22 protein-coding genes and 1 riboswitch are annotated in these 22,524 nt (G+C 67.5%); of the genes, 8 read left to right on the top strand and 14 right to left on the bottom strand.

Features of this window, described 5'->3' with window-relative positions; genetic code table 11:
- Positions 1 to 31 precede the first annotated feature (31 nt).
- Positions 32 to 757 (top strand): GNAT family N-acetyltransferase, encoded by a 726-nt coding sequence (locus EV646_RS31380; RefSeq protein ID WP_132155040.1) that lies wholly within the window; start codon positions 32 to 34, stop codon positions 755 to 757.
- On the opposite strand, the gene EV646_RS31375 is transcribed toward EV646_RS31380, so the two are convergent.
- The gene (locus EV646_RS31375) at positions 747 to 1,700 is read right to left on the bottom strand and encodes an MBL fold metallo-hydrolase (protein WP_241996444.1); all 954 of its coding nucleotides are present in this window, start codon (positions 1,698 to 1,700) and stop codon (positions 747 to 749) included. The genes EV646_RS31380 and EV646_RS31375 overlap by 11 nt on opposite strands.
- Positions 1,701 to 1,815: 115 nt before the next feature.
- Between EV646_RS31375 and EV646_RS31370 the strand changes: the two genes are divergently transcribed.
- The gene (locus EV646_RS31370) at positions 1,816 to 2,697 is read left to right on the top strand and encodes a LysR family transcriptional regulator (protein ID WP_132155038.1); all 882 of its coding nucleotides are present in this window, start codon (positions 1,816 to 1,818) and stop codon (positions 2,695 to 2,697) included.
- Positions 2,694 to 3,566 carry a serine hydrolase gene (locus EV646_RS31365; RefSeq protein ID WP_132155036.1) on the top strand — a complete coding sequence of 291 codons (873 nt, stop codon included), beginning with the start codon at positions 2,694 to 2,696 and terminating at the stop codon, positions 3,564 to 3,566. Before EV646_RS31370 ends, EV646_RS31365 begins: the two co-directional genes overlap by 4 nt.
- 58 nt (positions 3,567 to 3,624) lie before the next feature.
- Here EV646_RS31365 and EV646_RS31360 read toward each other — a convergent pair whose 3' ends face one another.
- The 4 genes from EV646_RS31360 to EV646_RS31345 are packed head-to-tail and all read right to left on the bottom strand — an operon-like array spanning position 3,625 to position 5,948.
- Positions 3,625 to 4,020, bottom strand: a complete 396-nt coding sequence (locus tag EV646_RS31360) for a RidA family protein (protein ID WP_132155034.1) — start codon at positions 4,018 to 4,020, stop codon at positions 3,625 to 3,627.
- Positions 4,017 to 4,478 carry a hypothetical protein gene (locus EV646_RS31355; RefSeq protein WP_132155032.1) on the bottom strand — a complete coding sequence of 154 codons (462 nt, stop codon included), beginning with the start codon at positions 4,476 to 4,478 and terminating at the stop codon, positions 4,017 to 4,019. Before EV646_RS31355 ends, EV646_RS31360 begins: the two co-directional genes overlap by 4 nt.
- On the bottom strand, positions 4,475 to 5,236 hold the full coding sequence (locus EV646_RS31350; RefSeq protein WP_241996443.1) for an ABC transporter permease: 762 nt from the start codon (positions 5,234 to 5,236) through the stop codon (positions 4,475 to 4,477). The genes EV646_RS31355 and EV646_RS31350 overlap by 4 nt, the downstream gene beginning before the upstream one ends.
- A complete protein-coding gene (locus tag EV646_RS31345; protein ID WP_132155028.1) occupies positions 5,229 to 5,948 on the bottom strand; it encodes an ABC transporter ATP-binding protein in 720 nt (239 codons plus the stop codon). The genes EV646_RS31350 and EV646_RS31345 overlap by 8 nt, the downstream gene beginning before the upstream one ends.
- A gap of 91 nt (positions 5,949 to 6,039) precedes the next feature.
- On the opposite strand from EV646_RS31345, the gene EV646_RS31340 reads away from it, so the two are divergent.
- Together EV646_RS31340 and EV646_RS31335 are read left to right on the top strand one after the other, a co-directional pair.
- Positions 6,040 to 6,699, top strand: a complete 660-nt coding sequence (locus EV646_RS31340) for a response regulator transcription factor (RefSeq protein WP_132155026.1) — start codon at positions 6,040 to 6,042, stop codon at positions 6,697 to 6,699.
- Between the two features lie 43 nt (positions 6,700 to 6,742).
- Positions 6,743 to 7,993, top strand: coding sequence for a sensor histidine kinase (locus EV646_RS31335; protein WP_132155024.1), 1,251 nt, complete (start codon positions 6,743 to 6,745; stop codon positions 7,991 to 7,993).
- Positions 7,994 to 8,077: 84 nt separating this feature from the next.
- On the opposite strand, the gene EV646_RS31330 is transcribed toward EV646_RS31335, so the two are convergent.
- From EV646_RS31330 to EV646_RS31305, 6 genes are all read right to left on the bottom strand, one after another.
- A complete protein-coding gene (locus EV646_RS31330) occupies positions 8,078 to 9,193 on the bottom strand; it encodes a dienelactone hydrolase family protein (protein ID WP_132155022.1) in 1,116 nt (371 codons plus the stop codon).
- Positions 9,190 to 10,080 carry a carbohydrate ABC transporter permease gene (locus EV646_RS31325; RefSeq protein WP_132155020.1) on the bottom strand — a complete coding sequence of 297 codons (891 nt, stop codon included), beginning with the start codon at positions 10,078 to 10,080 and terminating at the stop codon, positions 9,190 to 9,192. The genes EV646_RS31330 and EV646_RS31325 overlap by 4 nt, the downstream gene beginning before the upstream one ends.
- Positions 10,077 to 11,006 carry a carbohydrate ABC transporter permease gene (locus EV646_RS31320; RefSeq protein WP_132155018.1) on the bottom strand — a complete coding sequence of 310 codons (930 nt, stop codon included), beginning with the start codon at positions 11,004 to 11,006 and terminating at the stop codon, positions 10,077 to 10,079. The genes EV646_RS31325 and EV646_RS31320 overlap by 4 nt, the downstream gene beginning before the upstream one ends.
- Positions 11,007 to 11,036: 30 nt before the next feature.
- Positions 11,037 to 13,091: a pectinesterase family protein gene (locus EV646_RS31315; protein WP_132155016.1), complete on the bottom strand. Its 2,055-nt coding sequence runs from the start codon at positions 13,089 to 13,091 to the stop codon at positions 11,037 to 11,039.
- A 13-nt stretch (positions 13,092 to 13,104) separates the two neighbouring features.
- On the bottom strand, positions 13,105 to 14,388 hold the full coding sequence (locus EV646_RS31310) for a pectate lyase family protein (protein WP_132155014.1): 1,284 nt from the start codon (positions 14,386 to 14,388) through the stop codon (positions 13,105 to 13,107).
- A 77-nt stretch (positions 14,389 to 14,465) separates the two neighbouring features.
- Positions 14,466 to 15,812 (bottom strand): ABC transporter substrate-binding protein, encoded by a 1,347-nt coding sequence (locus tag EV646_RS31305; protein WP_158291059.1) that lies wholly within the window; start codon positions 15,810 to 15,812, stop codon positions 14,466 to 14,468.
- 125 nt (positions 15,813 to 15,937) lie between these two features.
- Here EV646_RS31305 and EV646_RS31300 point away from each other — a divergent pair, with 125 nt between their 5' ends.
- From EV646_RS31300 to EV646_RS31290, 3 genes are read left to right on the top strand one after another with little or no spacing between them, the layout of a single operon-like run.
- Positions 15,938 to 17,410 (top strand): glycoside hydrolase family 43 protein, encoded by a 1,473-nt coding sequence (locus EV646_RS31300; protein WP_199237292.1) that lies wholly within the window; start codon positions 15,938 to 15,940, stop codon positions 17,408 to 17,410.
- Positions 17,410 to 19,317 (top strand): DUF6807 family protein, encoded by a 1,908-nt coding sequence (locus EV646_RS31295; RefSeq protein WP_132155008.1) that lies wholly within the window; start codon positions 17,410 to 17,412, stop codon positions 19,315 to 19,317. Before EV646_RS31300 ends, EV646_RS31295 begins: the two co-directional genes overlap by 1 nt.
- A gap of 21 nt (positions 19,318 to 19,338) precedes the next feature.
- On the top strand, positions 19,339 to 20,184 hold the full coding sequence (locus EV646_RS31290; protein ID WP_132155006.1) for an NmrA/HSCARG family protein: 846 nt from the start codon (positions 19,339 to 19,341) through the stop codon (positions 20,182 to 20,184).
- Between the two features lies 1 nt (position 20,185).
- On the opposite strand, the gene EV646_RS31285 is transcribed toward EV646_RS31290, so the two are convergent.
- From EV646_RS31285 to EV646_RS31275, 3 genes are all read right to left on the bottom strand, one after another.
- Positions 20,186 to 20,968 (bottom strand): thiazole synthase, encoded by a 783-nt coding sequence (locus tag EV646_RS31285; protein ID WP_132155004.1) that lies wholly within the window; start codon positions 20,966 to 20,968, stop codon positions 20,186 to 20,188.
- 4 nt (positions 20,969 to 20,972) lie between these two features.
- Positions 20,973 to 21,176: a sulfur carrier protein ThiS gene (gene thiS / locus EV646_RS31280; RefSeq protein WP_132155002.1), complete on the bottom strand. Its 204-nt coding sequence runs from the start codon at positions 21,174 to 21,176 to the stop codon at positions 20,973 to 20,975.
- Positions 21,167 to 21,284, bottom strand: a riboswitch (TPP riboswitch). It overlaps the preceding gene by 10 nt.
- A 3-nt stretch (positions 21,285 to 21,287) precedes the next feature.
- Entirely contained in the window at positions 21,288 to 22,505 is a 1,218-nt protein-coding gene (locus EV646_RS31275; protein ID WP_241996442.1) for a low temperature requirement protein A, read from the bottom strand.
- Between the last annotated feature and the right edge of the window lie 19 nt (positions 22,506 to 22,524).

The following is a 22,524-nucleotide window of genomic DNA, read 5'->3' as shown; positions in this document are numbered from 1 at the left end:
TACGCTTGGGCGAGTGATAACAGCAGCGCGCATGGACAGCCTGATGAACCAGGGGTGGCCCGCGGAGGCCAAGACCGAACTCGATGGCTGGCTGCTCCGACGCAACCGCGGCGTGACCCTGCGGGCGAACTCGGTGCTGCCCACGAGCGCCCCGTTCGACCTCGGGCGCGCCTTGGATTACGCGGAAAATCTGTACGACGCGCATGGCATCCGGCCGTCGTTTCAGGTCTCGCCAGCCGCGCAGCCGACCGATCTGGACGACCAGCTCGAAGCGCGCGGGTATCAAGTGGTGAACCCGACGCTGGTGCAGTGCGCCGAGATCTCCGACGTACTCGCGAAGCTTCCCGCCGAGACGGTCGAGGTGAATATATCCTCGGCGCCCGACGATGACTGGATGGACTTCTGGTGGCGGGTCGACGGCAAAGGCGGCCCGGACCAGAAGAGTGTCGCGCGGCAGATCCTCAATCGCAGCCGTGCGCTGTACGCCGTGATGCCGTCGACCGGACCGGTCAAGGCGATTGGGCGGCTCGCGCTCGTGGACGACTCGGCCGGGTTGTACTGCCTCGCCGTCGACGAGCGCTTCCGCCGGCAGGGCCTCGCCCTCGCCGTCATTCGTGCTCTGTTGCAGGAGGCAACAACCTTGGGGATCCACTGGGCCTGGCTCCAGGTCGTCGCCGCCAACGAACCCGCCAAGGCCCTCTACGACCGCCTCGGCTTCCGCACAGTCTCGCAGTACCACTACCGGGTCAAAGGCTGACCTTCTCCAGGTGATCCAGTACGACGAACTCCGCGCCGGCGGTCTCGACCGAGGTGCGGAGCTTCGTCAGGTCGGTCCAGGGGACGGCTGGCTCGTCCAGCGGCTGGTCGAAGTCGTCCCAGTGCGTGGCGATGACTTTCTGCACCGGCTTGATCGTCGTGAGCAGCCGGTCGGTGATGCCCGGCTCGCCGCCGGGTGCGGCCAGGACGACGTCCACCCGCAGGTCTTTCAGAGCGTTCGGGTCGAAGTTCGCCGTACTCAGGCTGAGGATGCGCAGCCCACCGATCGAGATGACGTAGGCGAGCGTGCCGCCCTCGACGAGGTCCTCGATCACGCGTGGGCGGGGTGGGACGCGGTCCAGCCGGTAGCCGGGGTAGGCGTAGGTGTGGCGCTTCCCGCCGCAGGAGTGGAGGGATGGGAAGACCTCGACGGTGAAGCCTTCGAAGGGCAGGTATTCGCCGCCGCGCACAGGTGACAGGAGGTCCTTTGGTGCTTGGAGCGCGCGGAGCATGTTGACGTGGGATTGGGTGCCGAGGACGGTGGCTTGGGTTTTGCGAGCGACGTACGGGACGTCGGTCATGTGGTCGTAATGGCCGTGGTGGACCAGGATTGCGTCGGCCGTGGTGAGGTAGCGGTCGATCACGGCACGATTGATCACCAGTTGGGTCCTGGGGTTCGCGCCCTCCGGGGTGAAGGTGCCGGTCTTGAATCGGGTCAGCCATGGGTCGGTCAGGACGATGTGCTCGCCGGAGCGGATTTGCCACGCATGAGTCCCGAACCAGGTGAGCTCCACGGGCTCCCTGGTCACCTCGGTCGTCGCCGGGGTCGTCGCCTGAGTTGTTGCCTGGGTTGTTGCCGCCTCGCCGCGGGTGGCCAGGCCGATCACGCCGGTGGCCCCGACCGCGGCGGCTCCGGTGAGCATGCCTCTACGACTCAACTTCACGCTGTCTCCTGTTCGTCTGCGGGCGATCAGTGAAGGCGACGGCGCCGAGGCATGTCGAATAGGATCTTGCGCATGCAGCGATTGGCTGGAGATATCAGCGCAGGTCAGCTGGGTCATGCTGACTGAAAGGCATCTGCAGATCTTTATCGCGCTGGCCGAGGAGCAGCACTTCGGCGACGCGGCCCGGGTCGTCGGCATCACCCAGCCGCCGCTGTCCCAGGGGCTACGGCGGCTGGAGGCGCTCGTCGGCGCGAAGCTGTTCGAACGCGGTCAGGGGCGGGTCGAGCTGACGCCGGCCGGTGCTGCATTGCTGCCGTACGCGCGTCGGGCGTTGACCTCGATCGAGGAGTTACATCAGGCGGCGATCGCGCGGGATCCGGAGGGGCCGGAGATCCGGCTCGGGTTGGCGCCGGAGGTGCCGCCGTCGGCGGGTGCAGCGGTGGCGGCTGCGTGTGCGGCGGCGATCCCGGGCAGCCGAGTGACCGTGGTGTCGGCGCCGACCAGCTCGCTCGTCGGTCAGGTCTCGGCCGGGCGGTTGACGTTGGCCGCCGTACTGCATCCCGCCGTACTGGATGGGCTCGAGGCGGGGGCGGTCACGTTGTTGCCGACGTGGGCGCTGGTGCCGGCGTCGTTCCTGGATGACGACGGTTCAGAGGTGACGCTGCGGCGGTTGAAGGGGTTGCCGATCGCCGTACGGCCGCGGGCTGAGGCGCCGGCGGCACGCGATCTCTTCCTGGACACGCTCGCGTTGCATCGGCCGGAAGGCGGGACAGTGGTCGTCACCGATGAGCGATCTGGGCTGGCGATGGCGGCGGCGGGTCAGGCGATCGTGGTGACGGCCGATCCGTCGTTGACCGCACCCGGCGTGGGTCGGCACAGCTTGGTGGACGATCCGCTGCCGGTCCGGCTCCGATTGGTGTGGTCCAGGACGCGTACGCCGTTCCTCCGGCCGGCGGACGTGATGGCGCAGCTCACGAACGCCCTGGTGTCGTCGTGAACGCCAGGGTTCGCGCGGTCTTCGAAGACGCCGGAGTGCGTGGGTGGCTGCATGCGGTCGCCCTGGATGAGCCTTCGGCGACTGTCGAGGTCGATGCGGATGACATCGTACCGATGGCGTCTGTCTACAAGCTCCCGCTGCTCGCTGGGTTCTGCCGGCTGGTGGATCTGGGCGAGGTGGATCCCACTGAGCAGCTGACGCTGGATCCGTCGGCGCGGACGGCCGGTCCGACCGGGCTGTCGGCGCTGGCGGATCCGGTGACGATGTCGCTGCGGGATCTGGCGGTGTCGATGATGACGGTGTCGGACAACGCCGCCGCGGATGCACTGCTCGACCTGGTCGGGCTGCGGCGGCTGGCGTCAATGCTGGAGTCTTTCGGCCTACGGCGTACGTGGGTACGGCGGGGGACTGCCGGGCACCTGCGTGATCTGCAGCGTCGTACCGGGTTGGACGATCCGGATGCGGCGCTCGCCGTACTGGCTGACAACGATCAGACGGATCCGGACGGGGTGTACGAAGCGGCGAACGCATCGGCGAGCAGTCCGCGGGACATGACGTTGCTGTTGCGGCTCCTCTGGGCGGGGGAACTGTTGTCGGCCGAGCAGACGTCGTTTGTGCAGGCGACGATGCATCGGCAGGTGTTCCAGCACCGGATCGCCTCAGGCTTCCCGCACGACGGCGTACGCGTCGCCGGGAAGACCGGGACCTTCGGTGCCTTGCGGCACGAGGTCGGCGTAGTCACCCTGCCAGGCGGTGCTGCTTTCGCGCTCGCCATCTTCACCCAGGCCGCCCGCGGCGACTTCCGCCAACCCCGAGTAGACGCCGCCATCGGCGAAGCCGCCCGCCTGGCCGTAGACCTCCTCCGCTAAACCCGCCGGCCCCCCAGCTCAAGGGGTTAACCCATCAAGTGGCTGGAGTGGGCGAGGGCTAGGCGTCGACGATCGCGTAGGCCTCGACTTCGAGGAGGGCGTTGGGGCTGAAGAGGGCGACTACCTGGACGGCGGTGCTGGCGGGTGGGTTGGTGGTGTCGACGTACTCGTCGCGGACGGTGCGGATGGCGGGGAGGTAGCCGATGTCGGTGACGTAGAGGTTCAGTTTGACCACGTCGGCAAAGGTGGCGCCGGCTGCTTTGAGGCAGGCGTCCAGGTTGGCGAACACCTGCCGGGCCTGAGCCGCCGGATCGCCGAAGCCGACGAAGTTGCCGTCGGCATCGAGTGCGACCTGGCCGGCGATCGCGACCCAGCGGCCGGGACCGGTCGCCACGTGGCTGTATCCGTTGCCCGGAGCAACACCCTCCGGCTGCGGGTGAGAAAGCTTGCTCAAGAGTTCCTCCCAGAGTCTCGTCGCCCCATTCTTACCCGGCCGATGACAGTCAGAGCACCGAGTAGTGCCGGTACTGCGATCGCTACCGGTACTGCGCTGCCGGTGTCGAGGGTCTCGCGGCGCGCAACGGTGACGTGGACGGGCGGGCCGGCGACGAGGGAGCCGTGCTCCGGGATCAGTACGACGTACACCACGAAACGTCCGGGATTGACGGCCTGGAACTCCCACTCCAGCTGGGTCTCATGAGCGGGAACTGCTTTGGTGACCTCTTGCGACCAGTCCTCCAAATCGACGTACACGCCGTCGAGGCTGGCGACGTTGAGGTGTGCGATGCCGGGCCGGTCCGAGCTGACGACTGATTCCACCGTGAGGGTCTGTCCGACGACGGCGGTGAGGTCGTCAGGGCTCGTCGTGATCGTGGGATCGGACAGCAGGAGCAGGGCATAGAGCGGGTTCATTTCAACCCCGCGGTCAGTCGGACGAGTCGTGGTCCGGCGACGATGACGACTCCCGTGACGAGCAGAGCGATCAGGACCGGAGAGGCCAGGTAGCTGAGGTCGTGGGTCCAGTTGCGTTGGCTCACGAGGATCTGGGAGACGTAGTGCAGCGCCGACCCGATCGGGTTGATTCGGGTGATCACCTCGCCGACTCCGGTCTTCGGAAGTGCCGGGAGCTGGGTCGGCGCGAACAGCACGAGAAGCAGCAGCAACCCGCCTGCCAGGCTGGTCTTGTTGGAGTTCGCGCCCGCGCTGAACAGCAAGCCGATCCCGCCGAGCCCGGTCGCGACCAGCGTCCCGACGGTCAGCGCGAGCAGCACCGCCGGACCGACGCCGGCGACACCCCGGCCGAGAACCCACAGATACGGGATCGTCACGACGACGCAGGCCAGCCACATCGTGGTCGCGGCGATCAACTTTCCGACGATGATCGCGCGGCGTGGGACCGGTGTGAGGAGCAGAGCCTCGAAGGTCCCGCGCTCGCGTTCGCCACTGATCGCGTCCGCGCTGACCACGACCGTCAGCAGTACACCCACCGCCAGCGCGACCTGGACGGTGAGGTTGACCGCCTCGCGCTGTTCGAGGAAGTTCATCGCCCGGTTCGTCGCGGCCAGGTACGTCATCGCGCTGAGCAGCACGCTGAACCCGAACACCAGCACGGGCCCGCGGCCGCCGATCCACAGGTCTCGGCACTCCTGCCCGGCGATCACCCTAGTCATGATCCGCCTCCTCCGTGAGCCTCAGGAACGCGTCGCTCAGACTCCCCGCACCGACGACCTCACCGATCGGACCGGCCGTGCGCAGCTTGCCGTGGTCGAGGATGAGTACGCTGCCGCAGACCTGCTCGACCTCGGTCAGCGTGTGCGTCGACAGCACGACCGTCGCATTCCGCCGTACGGCGATCTCCCCGATCGTGGCGAGAATCTCCCGCTGGCCGGCCGGGTCCAGCCCGAGCGTCGGCTCGTCGAGGAAGACCACCGCTGGATCGTTGATCAATGCGCGGGCGATCCCGAGTCGTTGCTTCATGCCCCGGCTGTACGACGAGATCCGGGAACCCGCGCGATCACCCAGCCCGACGTCGGTGAGCAACCGGTCGGCCACATCGCGTGCATCACGTCGGCTATAGAGCCTCGCGGCGTACCGGAGGTACTCAGCGCCGGTCTGCCGTGGCGGATAGCCGGCGCTCTCCGGGAGTACGCCGATCCGGCGCCTGATCTCAGTCGGTCGATCGCCCGGAATGCCTGCCACGGTGAAGGTTCCGGCGGTCGGTTCGAGGATCGTGGTGAGCAGCCGGATCGTGGTGGTCTTGCCGGCGCCATTGGGCCCCAGCAGGCCGACCACCTCGCCGGGGTCGGTGGCGAAGGTGAGTCCGTCGAGGGCGTTGCGCGCGCCGTACCGCTTGCTGAGGCCTCTCGCCTCAATGCTCGCCATGAGGCCGACGGTAGGTCGGTGGTGCTGAACCCTTGCTGAATTCAGCCGGGGTTCAGCCACTATGTAAGAGGATCGCCTGGAGGTGTGGATGATGCGGGCGTTGGTGGTGGAGGACGAGCCGCGGCTCGCCACGGGGCTGCGGAGCGGCCTGGAAGCCGAGGGGTACGCCGTCGACGTCGCGCTGACCGGGTCCGACGGGCTGTGGTTCGCCCGCGAGCACGGGTACGACGTCGTACTGCTGGATCTGATGCTGCCGGAGATCGACGGGTTCGAGATCTGCGCGGCGCTGCGGGCCGAGCGGGTGTGGACGCCGATTCTGATGCTCACGGCAAGGGATGCCGACACCGATCAGGTCCGCGCGCTCGACCTCGGAGCCGATGACTATCTGACCAAGCCATTCTCGTACGCCGTTCTGATCGCCCGGCTGCGAGCTCTGGTACGGCGGGGTGCGGCGGAGCGACCGGCGGTGCTGGAGGCCGGGGAGCTGCGGCTCGATCCTGCGGCTCGGCGGGCTTGGTTGGGTGGGCAGGAGCTGGTGCTGACGGCGCGGGAGCTGTCGCTGCTGGAGTTCTTGATCCGTCGACGCGGTGAGGTCGTGTCGAAGCGGACGATCCTCGAGCACGTCTGGGACGACGACTTCGACGGCGACCCGAACATCGTCGAGGTCTACATCCGGCGCCTTCGCGTGAAGCTCGGCACCAACTCCATCACCACCGTCCGCGGCTCGGGCTACCGCTTCTCGGAGGTCTGACGATGCGAGTGCGCCTTCTGGCGGAGTGAAGGGAGGTCTGGCGATGCGTGTGCGGGTGACGCTTGCGGCGGTGCTGGTCGTTGGCCTCGCGTTGGTGGCGGGCGCCTTGGTGCTCGTCGCGCTGCTGGGCGCTGTGCTGACGGATCAGGTGTGCGCGGACGCGCGGGAGCGGGCGTCTCAGGTGGCGGCTTCGGGTGTTGCGGACCAGTCGACCGCGAGAGAGTTGGTGCAACTGGTTCATGCAGGAGATGAAGCCAGGCTCGCCTCGCCCGGCACCGGGTGTGTCTCGGTCGAACCTCCTGGCTACACAGAGGATTTCGTCTTCGCCGCTGCTCCGGTGAGGGCTGATGCCGAGGTGATCGTCGGGCGGCCGCTGGTCGACGTCCTGGATTCAACCCGGTTCGTACGACGGGTGCTCGTGGTCGGGGTGCCGCTGATGATGCTGATCGTCGGCGGGGTGACGTGGGTTGTGACCGGGCGGGTGCTCGCGCCGGTGACCGCGATCCGCCGCGAAGTCGACGGGATCACTGCTTCCGAATTGCATCGGCGCGTTCCCGCCGCACGCAAGGATGAGATCGGGCGGCTGGCGCGGACCATGAATCGCATGCTCGACCGGCTGCAGCGTTCCCGGGAAAGTCAGCAGCACTTCGTGTCCGATGCGTCGCATGAGCTGCGTTCACCGATCGCGGCGATCCGCCAGCATGCCGAAGTCGCGCAGGCTCACCCCGACCGCACCACCGTCGACGAGTTGGCGTCGACCGTCCTGGCCGAAGACCTGCGCATGCAACAACTCGTCGACGATCTCTTGCTGTTGGCCCGCTCCGACGAAGCAGGCCCCGAACCATCACGTACGCCGGTCGACCTGGACGACCTGCTCTTCGCCGAGGCGCGACGGTTGCGTGAGGCAACAAAACTGGTCGTCGACACCTCGGCCGTTTCCGCCGGCCAGATCCTCGGTGACGAAACCGCCTTGGCCCGAATGATCCACAACCTCACCGAGAATGCGGCCAGGCATGCCCGCACTCAGATCGACTTCAGCCTGTCGGAGTCGGACGACACCGTCGTACTCACCATCTCCGACGACGGCCCGGGCATCCCCGTCGCCGACCGAGCCCACGTCTTCGACCGCTTCGTCCGCCTGACCCCCGACCGCTCCCGCCCCACCGGCGGCACCGGCCTAGGCCTGGCCATAGTCGCCGAAGTCATCACCCACCACCACGGCACCATCCAAATCCACACCTCCCCCACAGGCGGCGCCACGTTCGAAGCCCACCTGCCCAATGGCCGTACCTAAGAACGGGTAGTACTGGACGGACAGGCGATGCGCCCAGCGGTTCCACGAGGGCAGCCCCTCCCGGCGATCGACTACTACCCGTCCTTAGGTACGCACGGACCCCATCAGACTGGATTCGAAGAAGGTCTTCACCAAGTCCTGCATTTCGGTGTCGAAGCGGTGGGGGCCCGGGAGGAAGATGCTCTGGTAGGTGCCGGGGCCGTAATGGAAGTGTTCGGTGAGTTCGCGGTCGGCGGTGAGCATGCCTTGGGGTGGGAAGAGTTCGTCGTCTTCGGCGTAGAGGACCAGTTGGTGATGGCGGGCGCGGCCGGCGGTGAGGGACGGGAAGTCGAGGTGACGGGCCAGGCCGGGGCTCGTGAACATCCAGGTGTGGGCATCGAAGTATGCCGGAAGGAGTGCGTCGAACGTGGTCATCATGCAGACGATCGCCGACGCTTTGATGCCCGGATCGAGCGCGGTCAGAGTCGCCGACCGGGCACCGCCGCCGGAGAAGCCGAAGACACCTATCCGATCCGGACCCACCCCGTCGAGCCCGCGCAGCACGCTCAGCGCCACCAGGTCGTCGTACGCGACCATCCCGGCGAACGACGTACCGAGCAGGCCGGCTGCCTTCGCGATCGTGTTCTCGTGATGGCCGGCCGCGACGTCGTACCACTCGTCATCGGCCGGGGAGTGGTCCGCCGCCAGCCACGCGGCCTCGTACGTCGCCATCACGTCCCGCAACCGCCACGGCAATGGGTCGAACCCGAACCGGCGCGAACCCCACGCGAACGTGTCATGACACAGTACGACGAATCCCGCGCGCGCCAACGCGTTCGCCACGGCACGGTCCTGGTAAAAGCTACTTCGCAGCCTGACCGCACCCGCAGTCGGCTCAGGGGTCTCGACCAGCCGCTCAGCACCGATCGACTTCACCCCCGCATGGCAATGCAGCCCGAGCAACGCGGCACCCGATCCCTCCCGGGGCCGCAGCAGCCACGCACGGGTCGGCGGTCCGAACGGCGTGTTCCACTCGAGCAAGCTCCCGTGGACATCGTCGGATTGCCAATCGTCGACAATCCGCACGGCCGGAGCCGACGGCGGCTCGGGTACGCCGAGAAGCTCGGCGACTCTCGTGGTGAGTTCGTCCCCGGTCAGCGGCGACGCATCGCGGACGAAGTCCGGCCAGTCGTCGTACCCGCCCAACGCCGTCGGTCTCACCCCTTCACCGCTCCCGCCGACAGACCCTGGACCAGGAACTTCTGCACATAGGCAAAGACAAGCACGACCGGTACGACGGCCACGACGCCACCCGCCGCCAGCGCGCCGAAGTCGACGCTGTACTCGCCGAGCATGTAGCTGAGCCCGACCGGAATGGTGAACTGGTCCTGGTCGTTGAGGAACATCAGCGCGAAGAGGAAGTTGTTCCACGACCCGATGAACGCGAACGAGCTGATCGCGACCATGCCGGGCCGCAGCAACGGCAGCACGACGGTGAGGAACCCGCGCAGCCGGCCGCAACCGTCCACCCAGGACGCTTCCTCCAGTTCGATCGGGATGTTCCGGATGAACCCGGCCATCATGATCAGCGAGAGCGGCAGCCCGAACACGGTGTCCGCGACGACGATGCTCCACGGTGTGTTGATCAGCCCGATCGTCCGGAAGATGTCGAACAGCGGGATCAGCATCATCGCGCCCGGAATGAACTGCGTGCACAACGTCATCACCATGAACGCACCCCGGCCGCGGAACCGGAACCGGGCCAGCGCATAACCGCCGAGCAGCGACAGAATCGTCGTACCGAAGAGGGTGAACAGGGCGATGACGACCGAGTTCTTGAAGAAGACCGCGAAGCCGGCGCCGTCCCAGACCGTCTTGTAGTGCTCGAAGGTGATCGGCCACGGGATCACCGAGGTCGACCCGGCTGGGCGGAGGCTGAAGAGCAGGATCCAGTAGAAGGGGACCAGGGTGAAGAGCAGGTAGAGCGCGAGCGGGGTGTAGATCATCCACCGCGGCGCCCGCCGGTGGTTCGGATCGGTACGGCGGCTTGGTGGACGATTGACCGTCGTACGCTCGGAGGCCGCCGGAGCTTCAACGAGAGTCGTCATGATTGTCCCTCTCGGCCGACGCGGGAGAGTTTGAGGTAGGCGATCGAGAAGATCGCCAGGATCAGGAACGCGGATACGGTCAGGGCGGAACCGTAGCCGAACTCCTTCGCGTCGACCGCCATCCGGGCGACGTACAACGGCAACGTCATCGTCGAGTTGCCCGGACCGCCGCCGGTCAGCGTGTAGAGCAGATCCACGTTGTTGAACTCCCACACCGCCCGGAGCAGCGTCGACAGGACGATCGCGTTGCGCAGGTGCGGCAGCGTCACGGACCAGAACCGTTGCATCCGGCCCGCACCATCCACTTCCGCGGCCTCGTAGAGATCCTGCGAGATCGTCTGCAGATCAGCGAGCAGGAGAATCGCGAAGAACGGCACCCCACGCCACAGCTCTGCCAGTACGGCGGCCCAGAAGGCAGAAGTGCTGTCGATCAAGGGACTCTCGCCGTAGCTGCCGATGCCGATGTCGGCCAGATAGCGGGAGAATCCGGTCGTCGGGCTGTAGATGAGCAACCAGATCGTCGTCGTGAGCACACCCGCGACGGCCCACGGCGAGAACACCAGCGACCTGGCAAGACTCCGGCCCACGAACGTCTCGTTGATGACGAGGGCCAGGCCGAGCCCCAGCACCAGCTGGAGCCCCACCTCGACGACGACCCATTGGGTGGTGAAGCGCAGCGAGTCCCAGAACAGCTGGTCGCTCAGCATGTTCTGGTAGTTCTCGAGGCCGATGAAGCCGTTGCTGCGCGGCTTGGTGACGTTGTACTTGAACAGCGAGTAGTACACGACACTGCCGATGGGATACAGCAGGAAGACGGCGACGAGCACCAGCGTCGGCGCCAGCAGCGCGTACGGCGTCCACCGCTCCCGCGGTCGCCGGCGGACCGCCTCGACCGGCGGCGCGGGATCAGCCTGCAGAACTGCCATCGTGGATTCTCCTTGGTGATTGCTGCGAGATCAGTCGCGGTCGACGGGGTTCCACCCGTCGGTTCCGGCCAGCCAGGCGGAGCGGTCGGCGCTGGCTGCTTCGGCGTCGGTCAGCTGCGGCCGGCCGTCCCCGGAAGCGGCGCCCGGGCCCGTGTTGTGGTACTCCGCGAAGCGCGCATCCCGCCACGACCAGCCGCTCATGTCCGACCAGGCCGGTGTACCGATGTGGGCGCCCAGCCAGGAGTCCCGCACCACCACGAGCGGGTCGGCTCCGGGATCGTTGTTCGGGTGCCACGGCCGGCCGAGGAAGACCGTGCCGGGGGCCGCGTCCGACTCGAACCGGCTGTGTTCGATCAGGAAGCCGTACGGGTTGCTGTCGATCGTCGCGGCCGCGGTGACGTACCCGTTGACCGCTTGACCGCGATCCATCGACTTGATCGTGCTGTCCGTGATGACCGCCGTACCGCGGCCGTAGATGAAGTCGACATCACCCTGGATGAAAGAGTCGGTGATCCAGGTACGGGCGCGCGCCTCACGACTCGGTGTGTCTAGGAGCAGTGTGTCCTGGTTGCCCAGCAGCCGGACGTTGTCGAGCCGGATCCGGTCGCCTGCGGTGCGCAATGCGAGCGCCTGGCTGGGGAAGTTCGCCTGCTCGTCCCAGCCGTTCTGGACGGTGATGTCCTCGACGGTGACGTCGTCGCCGAGAATCCCCAGCGTGGCCGAACCTGTCGCGCCGAACGTCCCGCCGTAGAACTTCTCCTGTCCGGCGGCGAGCTCGTAGGTCAGTACGACGTCTGCCGGGTTGCCGGTCGCACCACGGATGGTCAGGTCGTCCTGATAGCCCCAGATCCGCACGACCTCCCGGTACACGCCCGGCTTGACGATGATCGTGGCCGGTCGGCCGCCGACCGTCGCCACCGCCGCGCTGATGCTGGCGAAGTCACCGGTGCCGTCGAGCGCGACCGTCACCGTCTGCCCGTACGTGCGAGCCCTCGTGGTGGGACCGGCGTATGCACCGACGATCGAGGGCACCGAGCTCGCGGGATCCGGAGTCGAGGAGTAGTACGTCGCGGGGTCGAACGCCGTACCGACGTTGTCGCGCCGGCCGCGGATGTTGGTGAAGATGTTGCCGCGGTTGACGATCTGCGACGCGGGGTCCTTGGCGACGATCGGATCCTCGCCGTCGGAGTAGTAGTTGCTCTCGGCCACCACCTTGGAGGCGCCCCGGGACATCGTGCCGTACTGGCCGATGCCTCGAAACCAGTTGTTGTAGACGTGCGCTGCCTCGACGTTGTCGATGCTCGCGTTGCGCTGGTAGGTGTTCGAGAACCAGTTGTGGTGCAGGGTCAGCTTGGTCACCACGTTGGGTGTCCAGCCGACGCCTACGGCCTTGTTGTGCGCGCTGAACACGTTCCACGACAACGTGACGTAGTCCGAGTCCTTGCGTACGTCGACCAGGCCGTCACCGAGCCGTTCGAAGGTGACGTGGTCGATCCAGACATGGTGCGCGGTGTCGAGCCGGACGCCGTCGTTGTCGTTGTCGCTGCGCTTGCCGTCCCAATCGCCGGGGATGTAGGAGTCGCGGATCCGCAGGTTCCGGACGACCACATTGTGGGTGCTGTTGAGGAACAGGCCGCCGCCGACGAGCTCGGCCGTTTCGCCGGCACCGACGATGGTCTTGTCCGAGGCGACCGGAACCTGTGTGCCGAAGGGGATCCGGAGACTGCCGCGGACGACGATGATCAGCGGGCCGGGCTGCGCGGCGTACTGGGTCAGCTCCTCGGCGGTGCCGGCCGTGACGGTCCGGCCGCCGAGGCCGCCGGTAGTGCCGTCGGGCGACTCGGCGGTCGGGATGGAGGCCATGCCGGTCGCGCCGGCCGACCACACCGGACCGTCCACGGTCGTGGTGGCGGGTGCGCCCATGAGTGCGAGCAACTCCGCCTCGGTGCGGATCTGGGTCGGGTTGCCGGCAAGGGATGTCGGGGCGGCGCTGGATGCCGGCACCAGGGCGGCGACCAGTGTGAGGGAGAGTCCACCGACGGCCAGGCACCGGCGGACGTGCGTCAGGAGGGCGGTTCGGTTCATGAAGGTCGTCCTCTCAGTCCAGTCGGCCCGCGCCGGCCCACGCGCCGACCAGGGCGGGGACGCTCGGTGCGGGGTAGATCGTCAGATGCGGTCCGGCGCTGCCAGTGACCGTGGAGAGCAGCGGAGCTTCGGGATGCGCGGCGTTGTAGGCATCCAGTACGGCGGTCTTGCGGCCGTTGACCCAACTGCCGGACTCCGAGATGCCGGTACCGCCCCAGTTGTGGATGATGCGGTCCGGCGTCACACCGGCTGTCAACTCGAACCAGTTCTCGCGGGCAGTGATCGACGACTCGACGCCCACGCCCCAGGAGTACTCGTAGTGGCTCGGATCCGTGACGCGATAGAGGTTGTTGTAGACGTTCACCTGGCCGAAGCGGACGCGGGGCGCCCGCTGGACCAGGTCGGTGAATTCGTTGTGGTGCAGGGTCACGCGAATCTTGCCGCGGTCGGCGACGACGGTGTCACCGTTGCCCCACAGCATCGACTTGTCGTGACCGCTGAGCTTGCTCCAGGAGATCGTCACCAGGTCGGCCTGACGGACCACGTCGAGCAGGCCGTCGTGGCGCAGGAACAGTTCGCCGAAGTAGCGCGGCTGCTCGGCGTCGACGGTGTCCCCGTCGTCGAGGGTGAGATGGTCCAGCCAGACATGCGTCCCGCCGCTGACCACGAGGTTGTCCCACTCGGTCTTCCAGGTCTCGCCGTTCCAGACGGGGAAGCAGTCGTATGCGTCGGAGATCCGCAGGTTCCGGACGATGACGTTGTCGACCCGATCGATGTTCAGCGAGAAGCCGACGAGGTGTGCGCGGCCGACGCCGATCAGCGTGGTGTTCGCACCGATGTCGACCTGGACCTGCTCACGCTGCCGGTTGTTCGACGCCTTCCGCGCGTCTTCCATCGGCCCGCTCGCCGGACCTGTCCAGCGCGCCGGATCGTACGTCGCCAGATAGTCCGCGAGCGTGTACGGCGCGACGGCGTACTGCTCGCAGGGTATGCGCCGGCCGTCCTCGGTCGTGTTCGCGTCGATGAGGCCGGCGACCTGCACGATCTTCGGCTGGTCGCCGGCGACGGCTTGCCGCAGCTCAGCCGGGGTCCGGACCCGGATGACGTTCTTCGCGGCGGCGCCTCCCGTCGTACCGGAGCCTTCGGAGGCCCAGCCGTCACCGGCTGCGAGGGTCTGACGCGACGGATCGACGTTGTCAGGTGTGGGTTGTGCGGTCGCGGACGGCGCCGCGACGAGGCTGAGAAGTACGGCGCCGGCCGCCAGGAGCGGCGCCGTACGACGAATGCTGGGCGGCATGAGAGGTCTCCTATGCAGAGAGAAACCGGTTTCTAGCTTGGTCGTCACTGTCCGTCGTCAAACGTCGGACGAGGGGGCTACTTGCCGCCCTTGAGCGACGAGTCGTATTCCTTCTTGGCCTGCTCGAAGCGGGCGGCGTACTTGTCGGCGAAGGACTGGGCGGTGAGTTGCTTCTGGAGGACCTTCTGGAAGTCGGGTTCCATCTCGGTCTTCAGGATCTTGCTCCAGTCCGGCAGGTACGTCGGTAGCTGCAAGTACTGCGTCTTCGGGTTCTTCGACGTCTCGACGATCGCCTTCAGCGGCTGGGACTCCTGCACCCAGGGCGCCTTCGCGGCCTCAGTGTTGGCGGGTACCTGGCCGACGGCTTCGCACCACTCCGAGTTGGCCGTCGTACTCAGGTACTCGACGAACTTCCAGGCCGCCGCCTTCTTCTGGCTCTTCGCCAGGATGCCGAGGCCGGAGATGGCCGGCGCGGTCGCCGTGATCACCCCGTCGGCGTTCGGGAACGGCTGCACCCCGGCCACGTTCGACGGGCCGAGCGCCTTGAAGTGGTCCTGAGTCGAGCCGAGGTTGTGGTGCGTCGCCCAGGCCGAGCCGCCGTCGAACGCGGCGACGATCTTGGCGTAGTCGTTGGACAGGTCGGCCGGTGCGCTGACCGTGCCGTACAGACCGACGTACCGCTCGAGCGCCTTGACCGCCTCCGGCGAGTTGAAGGTCGCCTTGCCGTCGTCGGTGAAGAACTTGCCGATTCCCGCCTGGCCGTACGTCATCGCGAACATCGGCGGCATCGACCCCGGCCCGCCGCGGAACGCGAACCCGAACCGGTTCTTGTCCTTCTCGGTCAGCTTCTGGGTCAGCTCGAAGAACTCGTCGTAGGTCTTCGGCTCGGCCAGACCCTTCTGCTTGAGCCAGTCGGTCCGGTACCAGATCACATCGGACAGTGCGCTTAACGGTGCCTTGTAGAGCTTGGAATCGGCCGAGTTCTGCCGCTCGAGTTTGAGCATGCCGGCGTCGATCTTCCCGGTCAGGCCGGACTTCTCGTACGCGTCATCGAGCGACACCAGCGCGTTCTGCGCGATCAGGTGCGCGACGTCGTTGCCGATCAGCAGTACGTCGGGGATCTCGCCGGAGGCCAGCGCGTTGTCGACCTTCTGCAGGTACGACGAGTTGGGCAGGCCGACGTACTCGACCTTGATGTCGGGGTTGGCGGCGTTGAAGTCGCCGATCAGTTTCTGCCACTTCTTGGTCAGCGCCGGATTGGCGTTGGTGTCCCAGAACTGGACCGTGCCCTTCGCCTCACCCCAGTCGTCGGGGTTGCTCGCCGCCGCGTCCCCGCCACCGCTCGTCGGGCCCGCGCAACCCGCGATGGTGAGGGTGACCGCTACCGCGGCCGCGGCGGCCCGGAGCCAACTCGTGCGCCTCATCATTGACCTTCTCTCCACGCCAGATGGTTTGAGAAACCGGTTTCTTCGTGAGAAAGTAACACAATGCCCCGGACTCGCCTAGAGTTCGGAAGGCGTTTTCCATGGACTGACCGATGGAGGGCTTGATGTATGCGAACCCGGTACTCGACGCCGACTGGCCGGATCCGGACGCGGTCCGCGTCGGGGACGACTACTGGCTGATCGCGTCGAGTTTCAACCGGGCGCCAGGGCTTCCGGTCCTGCATTCGCGCGACCTCATTTCGTGGACGCTGGTCAACCACGCCCTGCGTGAGGTCCCACCGGTCGAGCACTTCCGGATCCCGCGGCACGGCGGTGGCGTGTGGGCGCCGAGCATCAGGTACCACGACGAGCGCTTCTGGATCGTCTACCCCGATCCGGATCACGGTCTGTTCGTGCTCACCGCCAAGGATCCCGCCGGAGTCTGGTCCGAGCCGCGATTGCTGCTGCCCGGTCGCGGTCTGATCGATCCCTGCCCGTTGTGGGACGACGACGGGCGCTGCTATCTCGTCCACGGCTGGGCGAAGAGCCGGGCCGGCATCAAGAACCGGCTCACCGTTCGCGAGGTCTCGCCCGAACTGGACCAGGTGATCGGGCCCGGGCGTACGGTCATCGACGGAGACCTGCTGCCCGGGTACACAACGCTCGAGGGGCCGAAGTTCTACAAGCGGGACGGCTACTACTGGATCTTCGCGCCTGCCGGCGGGGTGACGACCGGCTGGCAGTCGGTGTTCCGCGCGTCGTCGCCGTACGGGCCGTACGAGGATCGGGTCGTACTGGCGCAAGGGTCGACGCCGGTCAACGGGCCGCATCAGGGTGCGTGGGTGGACACGCCCGAGGGCGAGGACTGGTTCCTGCATTTCTCCGATCGGGGTCCGGCGGGTCGCGTCGTCCACCTGCAACCGATGAAGTGGGTTGACGGCTGGCCGGTGATCGGTGCGGAGGGCGAGCCGGTCCTGCGACATGCCTTGCCGGAAGGTGAGCAGCGTGAGCCCGAGCGCGCCGACGCCTTCGAAGGCCCGGAGCTGTCACCGATGTGGCACTGGCAGGCGAACCCGCAGCCGGACTGGTACGACGCCCCGAAGGACGGCCAACTGCGCTTGGCCGTGCTCCCGGACGACGACGGCAATCTGCGGAATCTTCCGCAGGTTCTCGGCCAGCAGTTGCCTGGCCACCACCGCCGCTTCGAGACTTCGGTCCGTCTCGATGGTGGCGGCCCGGGTGCTCGCGCCGGCCTCGTCGTACTCGGCCAGACGTATGCGTGGATCGGCCTGCATCGCACGCCCGCCGGCGTCGACGTCGTACTGCGGGAACGCGACACGTCGGACGAGGAGCTCCTGCATCAGGCTCAGTTGGAGACGCCGTACGTCGAATTGGCGGCCGAGGTGGATGAGAATGCGGTCGTGCGGTTCTCCTACCGGGCGGGGGGTGAGTGGGTGGAAGCCGGGACTTTCCAGGCTGTCGAGGGACGCTGGATCGGGGCCGAGGTGGGGCTGTTCGCCGCGGCGCCGCAAGGCACGATGGAGGGTGGCGGGGCAGTGTTCGGCCCAGTCCGGGTCACTGAGCGAGAGACGGCTTGATGGGTAGGACTCCGAAGGACTCGATCACGATCGCCGATGTCGCGCGGGCGGCGGAGGTGTCGCGGGCGACCGTGTCGCGCGTGATGAACGGGCGCGTCACCGTCGCGCCCGAGATCGCCGAACGCGTCCGTGCCGCCGCCGACCGGTTGAACTACCGGCCCAGCGACCTGGCCCGCAGCCTGTCTCTCGGCCGGACGAACATGGTCGCGCTGGTCGTCCCGGACCTCGGGAACCCGTTGTTCCAGCAGATCCTGCGCGGTATCACGAACGCGTCCGCGGCGGCTGGTTATCGCGTACTGGTCGCCGAGACCGACGAGGATCCGACCGCCGAGGCGGACATCGCAGTGGAGGCCCGGCGGCGGTGCGACGCCTTGATCATGGTGTCGCCGCGGCTGGCGGAGGACAGCCTGCTCGAGCTGCTGCCGCAGGTGAAGCCGGTGATCCTGGTCAACCGCCAGGGCCCGCCCGAAGTCGCCTCGGTCGGCGTCGACTTCGGCCGTGCGGTGCGGACGGTGGTCGACCATCTCGTCGGCCTCGGGCATCGGCGGCTCGCGTATCTGGCCGGGCCGGTGGGCAGTGCGTCGAACACCGACCGGCTGCGGTCGCTGGAGATCGCCGAGCGTGAGATCCCCGCGCTCGAGATCGTCCGGATCCCTTGTGGATCGTCGATCGAGGACGGGTACGGCGCCGTCGAGAAGGTGCTCGAGTCGCATGTGACGGCCGTTGTCGCCTTCAACGATCTGGTCGCGTTCGGTTTGCTTGCCCGGCTCAACGAGGTCGGCGTCGCCGTACCGGCTGATCTGTCCGTGGCCGGCATGGACGACATCGGGTTGTCGCGGTTCGCCGTACCGTCGCTGACCACTGTGCGGGTTCCGCAGCAGGGGCTGGGTGAGTTGGCGTGGCGGCGGTTGTACGCCGAGATCGCGGGGTCAGAGGCTGAGGTCGACGGCGTACCGGAGCTGCGATTGGCGTTGCGCGCGAGTACCGGACCGGTGCCGCAGGCAACAAGATTGCTGAGTGACGCGCCGTCCGGGCGGGTCGGGCCGGTGCGCTGGCAGCAGCAGGGTGACATCTTTGTGCTCGGCAATGATTCCGGACTCCTTGCGCACTACGAGTTCGGACGCCGGATGCCGCAGGTGCACTCGCCGCGGCCGTATCTGCATCCTGTACGCACGCTCGCCGGCCACCCGCTGACGGAGGTCAGCCCGGTCGACCACCGGCACCACTACGGCGTCTCGCTGGCCGTTGCCGGAGTCAACGGAACCTCCCACTGGGGTGGTCGCACATTCCTCCCCGGACGCGGCCCGACCCTGCTCACGAACCACGGCCAGCAACGCAGCCGCGGCGTCACGGTCGACCACGACGCCGGCAACTCACTCACCGACGACATCACCTGGTACGACGAACAGGGCCGCCCGCAACTGGTGGAACGCCGGCAACTGACGGGTGCGTTGGCCGAAGGCGGCTGGCGCCTCGACTGGCACAGCGTCCTCACCGCACGCTACGGCCCCATCCGCATCGACAGCCCGGCCACCGCTGGCCGCCCAGGTGCCGGGTACGGCGGGATCTTCTGGCGCCTGCCCTCGGCGGAGACGACGGTTGTTTTGAGCGAGGCCGGTGAGGGCACCGACGCGGCTTATGGCTCTGTCAGTCCTTGGCTGGCTTTCGTCCAGCAACGCGGCGACTCTGTCACGACTCTGCTGCTGGTTCAGTCCTCAGCCGACGTACGCCCGTGGTTCCTTCGCTCAACCGACTACGTCGGCGCCGGCCCCGCCCTGGCCTGGCAAAGCGCCCTAGCCCTCCAACCAGACCAGGACCTTCCGCTTTCCCTGACCGCGCTGTTGCTTGACCGCTCCATCGATCTCGCCGAGGCTCCGGATCTGGCCGGGAGGCTTCAGCAGTCCTAGCCTGGTGGAAGGGGGCGTGGCATGGAGCATGACGGGGTCATCGCGGTGCTGGGGGCAACAGGTCGTCAGGGCGGCGCGGTCGCGCGCCACCTGCTGACCGACGGCTGGCAGGTGCGTGCGTTGACCCGTACCCCTGACTCTGACGCCGGCGAGGCCTTGCGGAAGGCCGGCGCAGTTGTCGCTCAATGCGACATGGCGGACACGGATTCGTTGATCCGCGTGTTCGAGGGTGCGTACGGCGTCTACAGCGTGCAGAACCCGATGATCGCCGGGCATGACGGCGAGGTGCGGCAGGGGAAGAACGTCGCCGACGCGGCCAGGGCTGCCGCCGTACAACACGTTGTCTATGGGTCGGCCGGACCGGGCTTGCGTGGTACCGGTGTCGACTCGTGGGAGTCGAAGCTGATCATCGCCGACTACCTGCGCTCGCTGGAGGTTCCTTTGACGGTGCTCCGGCCGATGGCGTTCATGGAACTCATGACGGACAAGGATTTCTACCCACCCGTCTCGGTCTGGCACGTGATGCCCAAGCTGGCCGGCGATCGGACGCAGATCCCCTGGCTGGCTGTCGACGACCTCGGGGCAATCGCGGCCCGCGCGTTCGGCGAACCTGCCGGCTTCGTCGGCGCGGAGCTGCCGCTCGCGGCCGAGTTCCGCTCGATCGACGAGTGCCGTCGTGCCTGGCAGCTCGTGCGGGGGCGGCGACCACGCGGATTCCCGATGCCGGTCCGGCTCTTCGAACGGTTCGTCGGCAAAGACCTGACCACGATGTGGCGTTGGCTCGGTTCGCATCCGGTCTCGGTGGACCCGGCGGCGACAGCGAAGCTGCTCGGACGTGTGACGACCGTCGAGGAATTCCTCGGCTGAGTCAGCTGCCGTCGTATGTTGGCAGGCCGGTGACTGGGGAGGATGCCAGGGCTGAGTGCCAGCGGCGGGGGACTCGGCCGGCCAGGCGGGCGGCTCGGCCGGCGTTGACGGCGTCGCGCATCGCGGCTGCCATCAGAGCCGGCTTCTCGGCCCGGGTGACTGGAGTGGCGAGCATGACGGCGTCGCAGCCGAGCTCCATCGCCAGGGCTGCGTCGCTCGCCGTACCGATGCCGGCGTCGACGATGACCGGGACGTTCGCTGCCTCGGCGATCAGCGCGAGGTTGTGCGGATTGCGGATGCCCAGTGCGGAACCGATCGGCGCGGCCAGCGGCATCACCGCCGCACAACCCGCCTGCTCCAGCCGGCGCGCCAGGATCGGATCGTCATTGGTGTAAGGCAGCACGGTGAATCCGTCGGCGACGAGCGTGTCGACGGCGTCCAGCAACTCGATCGGATCGGGCAGCAGGAGGTGGTCGTCGGCGACCACCTCGACCTTGATCAGGTCGGTCTCCAGGGCCTCCCGCGCAAGCCGCGCCGTGAGTACCGCTTCCGCCGCCGTGTGGCAGCCGGCGGTGTTCGGCAGTACGGCGATCCCGTTGCGCTTGAGCACATCGAGGATCGAGCCTTCGTGGCCGGTGCCGAGCCGGCGCATCGCGACCGTGGTGAGTTGGGTGCCGGAGGCAATCAATGCCTCTTCCATCACTTCCAGGTTGGCCGAGCCGCCGGTGCCCATGATCAGGCGTGACGTGTAGGTGTGGCCGGCGATCTCCAGTGGGTCGTCCATGGTCTCAACCACCCTGGACCGCGCTGACGATCTCCACCCGATCGCCGTCGGCCAGCGTCGTACCGGCCCATTCGGACCTGGTCAGGACGTTCTGGTTGACGGCGACCGCGATCCCGGTCTCACGATCGGAGTACTCGCGGACCAGTTCGGCGACCGGCTGATCCGGTGGCACCGTCTTCGCCTCGCCGTTGACCCACACGTTGTTCATCCGCGTCCTCCCTACGCCGGAATTACCCGATTCAGGTTCAGCGGTCGGCGACACCCATGGCAGTCGCCCTCTCAGCCCGCTCCGGTGCGAGCTCCCGCGGCACTTGCGACATTAGCCACCGAGCCCCGCGGGGACAACTCGGGTCCAGCACGCGACACGCCGATTACTCCGGGTCATCGTGGTGATGAGGGTCAGTGCGACGCAGATGGTTGTGAGGGCTGCGATCGTGATGGGCGGGGTGGTCCATGGGGTGGTCAGCGGGACGAGCAGGACGAGGGCGGCGGCGGTGATTGTGGGCAGCGGGCCGAGAGGGGTTGTGGAGATAGCGGTGTGGACGGTCCAGAGGGAGATGAAGTAGGCGGCGATGGGGATGGCGACCGCGTAGCCGACTGCGGTGGGGGAGGCTGGGAGGTGGTGGCCGGTTTGTTCGACGGTGACTTCGAGGCCGGCGCCGAGGGCGGCTAGTGCGCCGAACAGGGCGTAATGGCCGTAGCCCCAGCGGTACGAGCGGTGGCGGTTCTCGGTGAGGCCATGGCCGGCTGGGTGGAGGAAATAGAGCCACCAGAGGGAGAAGAGCAGGATCAGGCCGCAGGCGGCGACGGTGACGAGTTCCGCGCTGACGTGGGCCGACTCGACGACTCGCTGGACGGCGGTCGTCGCGGCCAGCACGCTCTCGCCGAGCAGGATGATCGTGAACAGGCCGTACCGCTCGGCGATGTGATGCGGATGCCAGTTCGTCGCTCCGGACCGCTCCGCCCATCGCGGGACCGCCAGTTCGAGTACGACGAGCACGAGGAAGACCGCCAGTCCGAGAGCGGCCGGGACGAGCAGCCACAGGACCCAGCCGAGCTGCAGGACGGCGATGCCTCCCGCGTAACGGAACGCCGTACGACGCCGCTCGGGATCCTCGACGCCGGCGCGGATCCATTGGGAGACCAGACCGGCCCGCATGATCAGGTAGCCGAGCGCGACCGCGCGATAGTCGGAGTGGCCCGCAGCTGCTGGTACGCCGGCCGCGAGTACGAGCACACCGCCCATCTGCAACATCGTCAGCAGGCGGTACGCGACGTCGTCGGTGTCGTACGACGAGGCGAACCAGGTGAAGTTCATCCAGGCCCACCAGATCGCGAAGAACACCTGCAGGAAGGGCAACAGGGCGTCGAGCGCGTGCGCATCGGCGATGTCGTGCGCGAACTGGGCGGTGACAGCGGCGACCGCGACCACGAAGGTGAGGTCGAACAACAGCTCGAGCTGGCTGGCCACCCGGTGTGGTTCGTCGATCGGACGCGCGGTCATCCGGACGCGGATCCGGATCGCTGAGTCGGGCACTTGTCTCGCTCCTTCCCTG

Source organism: Kribbella antiqua, assembly GCF_004345665.1.
GTDB lineage: Bacteria > Actinomycetota > Actinomycetes > Propionibacteriales > Kribbellaceae > Kribbella > Kribbella antiqua.
Note: the sequence above shows the minus strand (reverse complement) of the source record. Positions and strands in the feature narration are given on the sequence as shown.

What these genes read in the sequence shown, in the direction of transcription:
- EV646_RS31380 (WP_132155040.1), top strand. Translation starts at nt 32, where the DNA reads ATGGACAGCCTGATGAACCAGGGGTGGCCCGCGGAGGCCAAGACCGAA.
- EV646_RS31370 (WP_132155038.1), top strand. Translation starts at nt 1,816, where the DNA reads ATGCTGACTGAAAGGCATCTGCAGATCTTTATCGCGCTGGCCGAGGAG.
- EV646_RS31355 (WP_132155032.1), bottom strand. Translation starts at nt 4,478, where the DNA reads ATGAACCCGCTCTATGCCCTGCTCCTGCTGTCCGATCCCACGATCACG.
- EV646_RS31350 (WP_241996443.1), bottom strand. Translation starts at nt 5,236, where the DNA reads ATGACTAGGGTGATCGCCGGGCAGGAGTGCCGAGACCTGTGGATCGGC.
- EV646_RS31345 (WP_132155028.1), bottom strand. Translation starts at nt 5,948, where the DNA reads ATGGCGAGCATTGAGGCGAGAGGCCTCAGCAAGCGGTACGGCGCGCGC.
- EV646_RS31340 (WP_132155026.1), top strand. Translation starts at nt 6,040, where the DNA reads ATGCGGGCGTTGGTGGTGGAGGACGAGCCGCGGCTCGCCACGGGGCTG.
- EV646_RS31335 (WP_132155024.1), top strand. Translation starts at nt 6,743, where the DNA reads ATGCGTGTGCGGGTGACGCTTGCGGCGGTGCTGGTCGTTGGCCTCGCG.
- EV646_RS31325 (WP_132155020.1), bottom strand. Translation starts at nt 10,080, where the DNA reads ATGACGACTCTCGTTGAAGCTCCGGCGGCCTCCGAGCGTACGACGGTC.
- EV646_RS31320 (WP_132155018.1), bottom strand. Translation starts at nt 11,006, where the DNA reads ATGGCAGTTCTGCAGGCTGATCCCGCGCCGCCGGTCGAGGCGGTCCGC.
- EV646_RS31315 (WP_132155016.1), bottom strand. Translation starts at nt 13,091, where the DNA reads ATGAACCGAACCGCCCTCCTGACGCACGTCCGCCGGTGCCTGGCCGTC.
- EV646_RS31310 (WP_132155014.1), bottom strand. Translation starts at nt 14,388, where the DNA reads ATGCCGCCCAGCATTCGTCGTACGGCGCCGCTCCTGGCGGCCGGCGCC.
- EV646_RS31305 (WP_158291059.1), bottom strand. Translation starts at nt 15,812, where the DNA reads ATGAGGCGCACGAGTTGGCTCCGGGCCGCCGCGGCCGCGGTAGCGGTC.
- EV646_RS31300 (WP_199237292.1), top strand. Translation starts at nt 15,938, where the DNA reads ATGTATGCGAACCCGGTACTCGACGCCGACTGGCCGGATCCGGACGCG.
- EV646_RS31295 (WP_132155008.1), top strand. Translation starts at nt 17,410, where the DNA reads ATGGGTAGGACTCCGAAGGACTCGATCACGATCGCCGATGTCGCGCGG.
- EV646_RS31290 (WP_132155006.1), top strand. Translation starts at nt 19,339, where the DNA reads ATGGAGCATGACGGGGTCATCGCGGTGCTGGGGGCAACAGGTCGTCAG.
- EV646_RS31285 (WP_132155004.1), bottom strand. Translation starts at nt 20,968, where the DNA reads ATGGACGACCCACTGGAGATCGCCGGCCACACCTACACGTCACGCCTG.
- thiS (WP_132155002.1), bottom strand. Translation starts at nt 21,176, where the DNA reads ATGAACAACGTGTGGGTCAACGGCGAGGCGAAGACGGTGCCACCGGAT.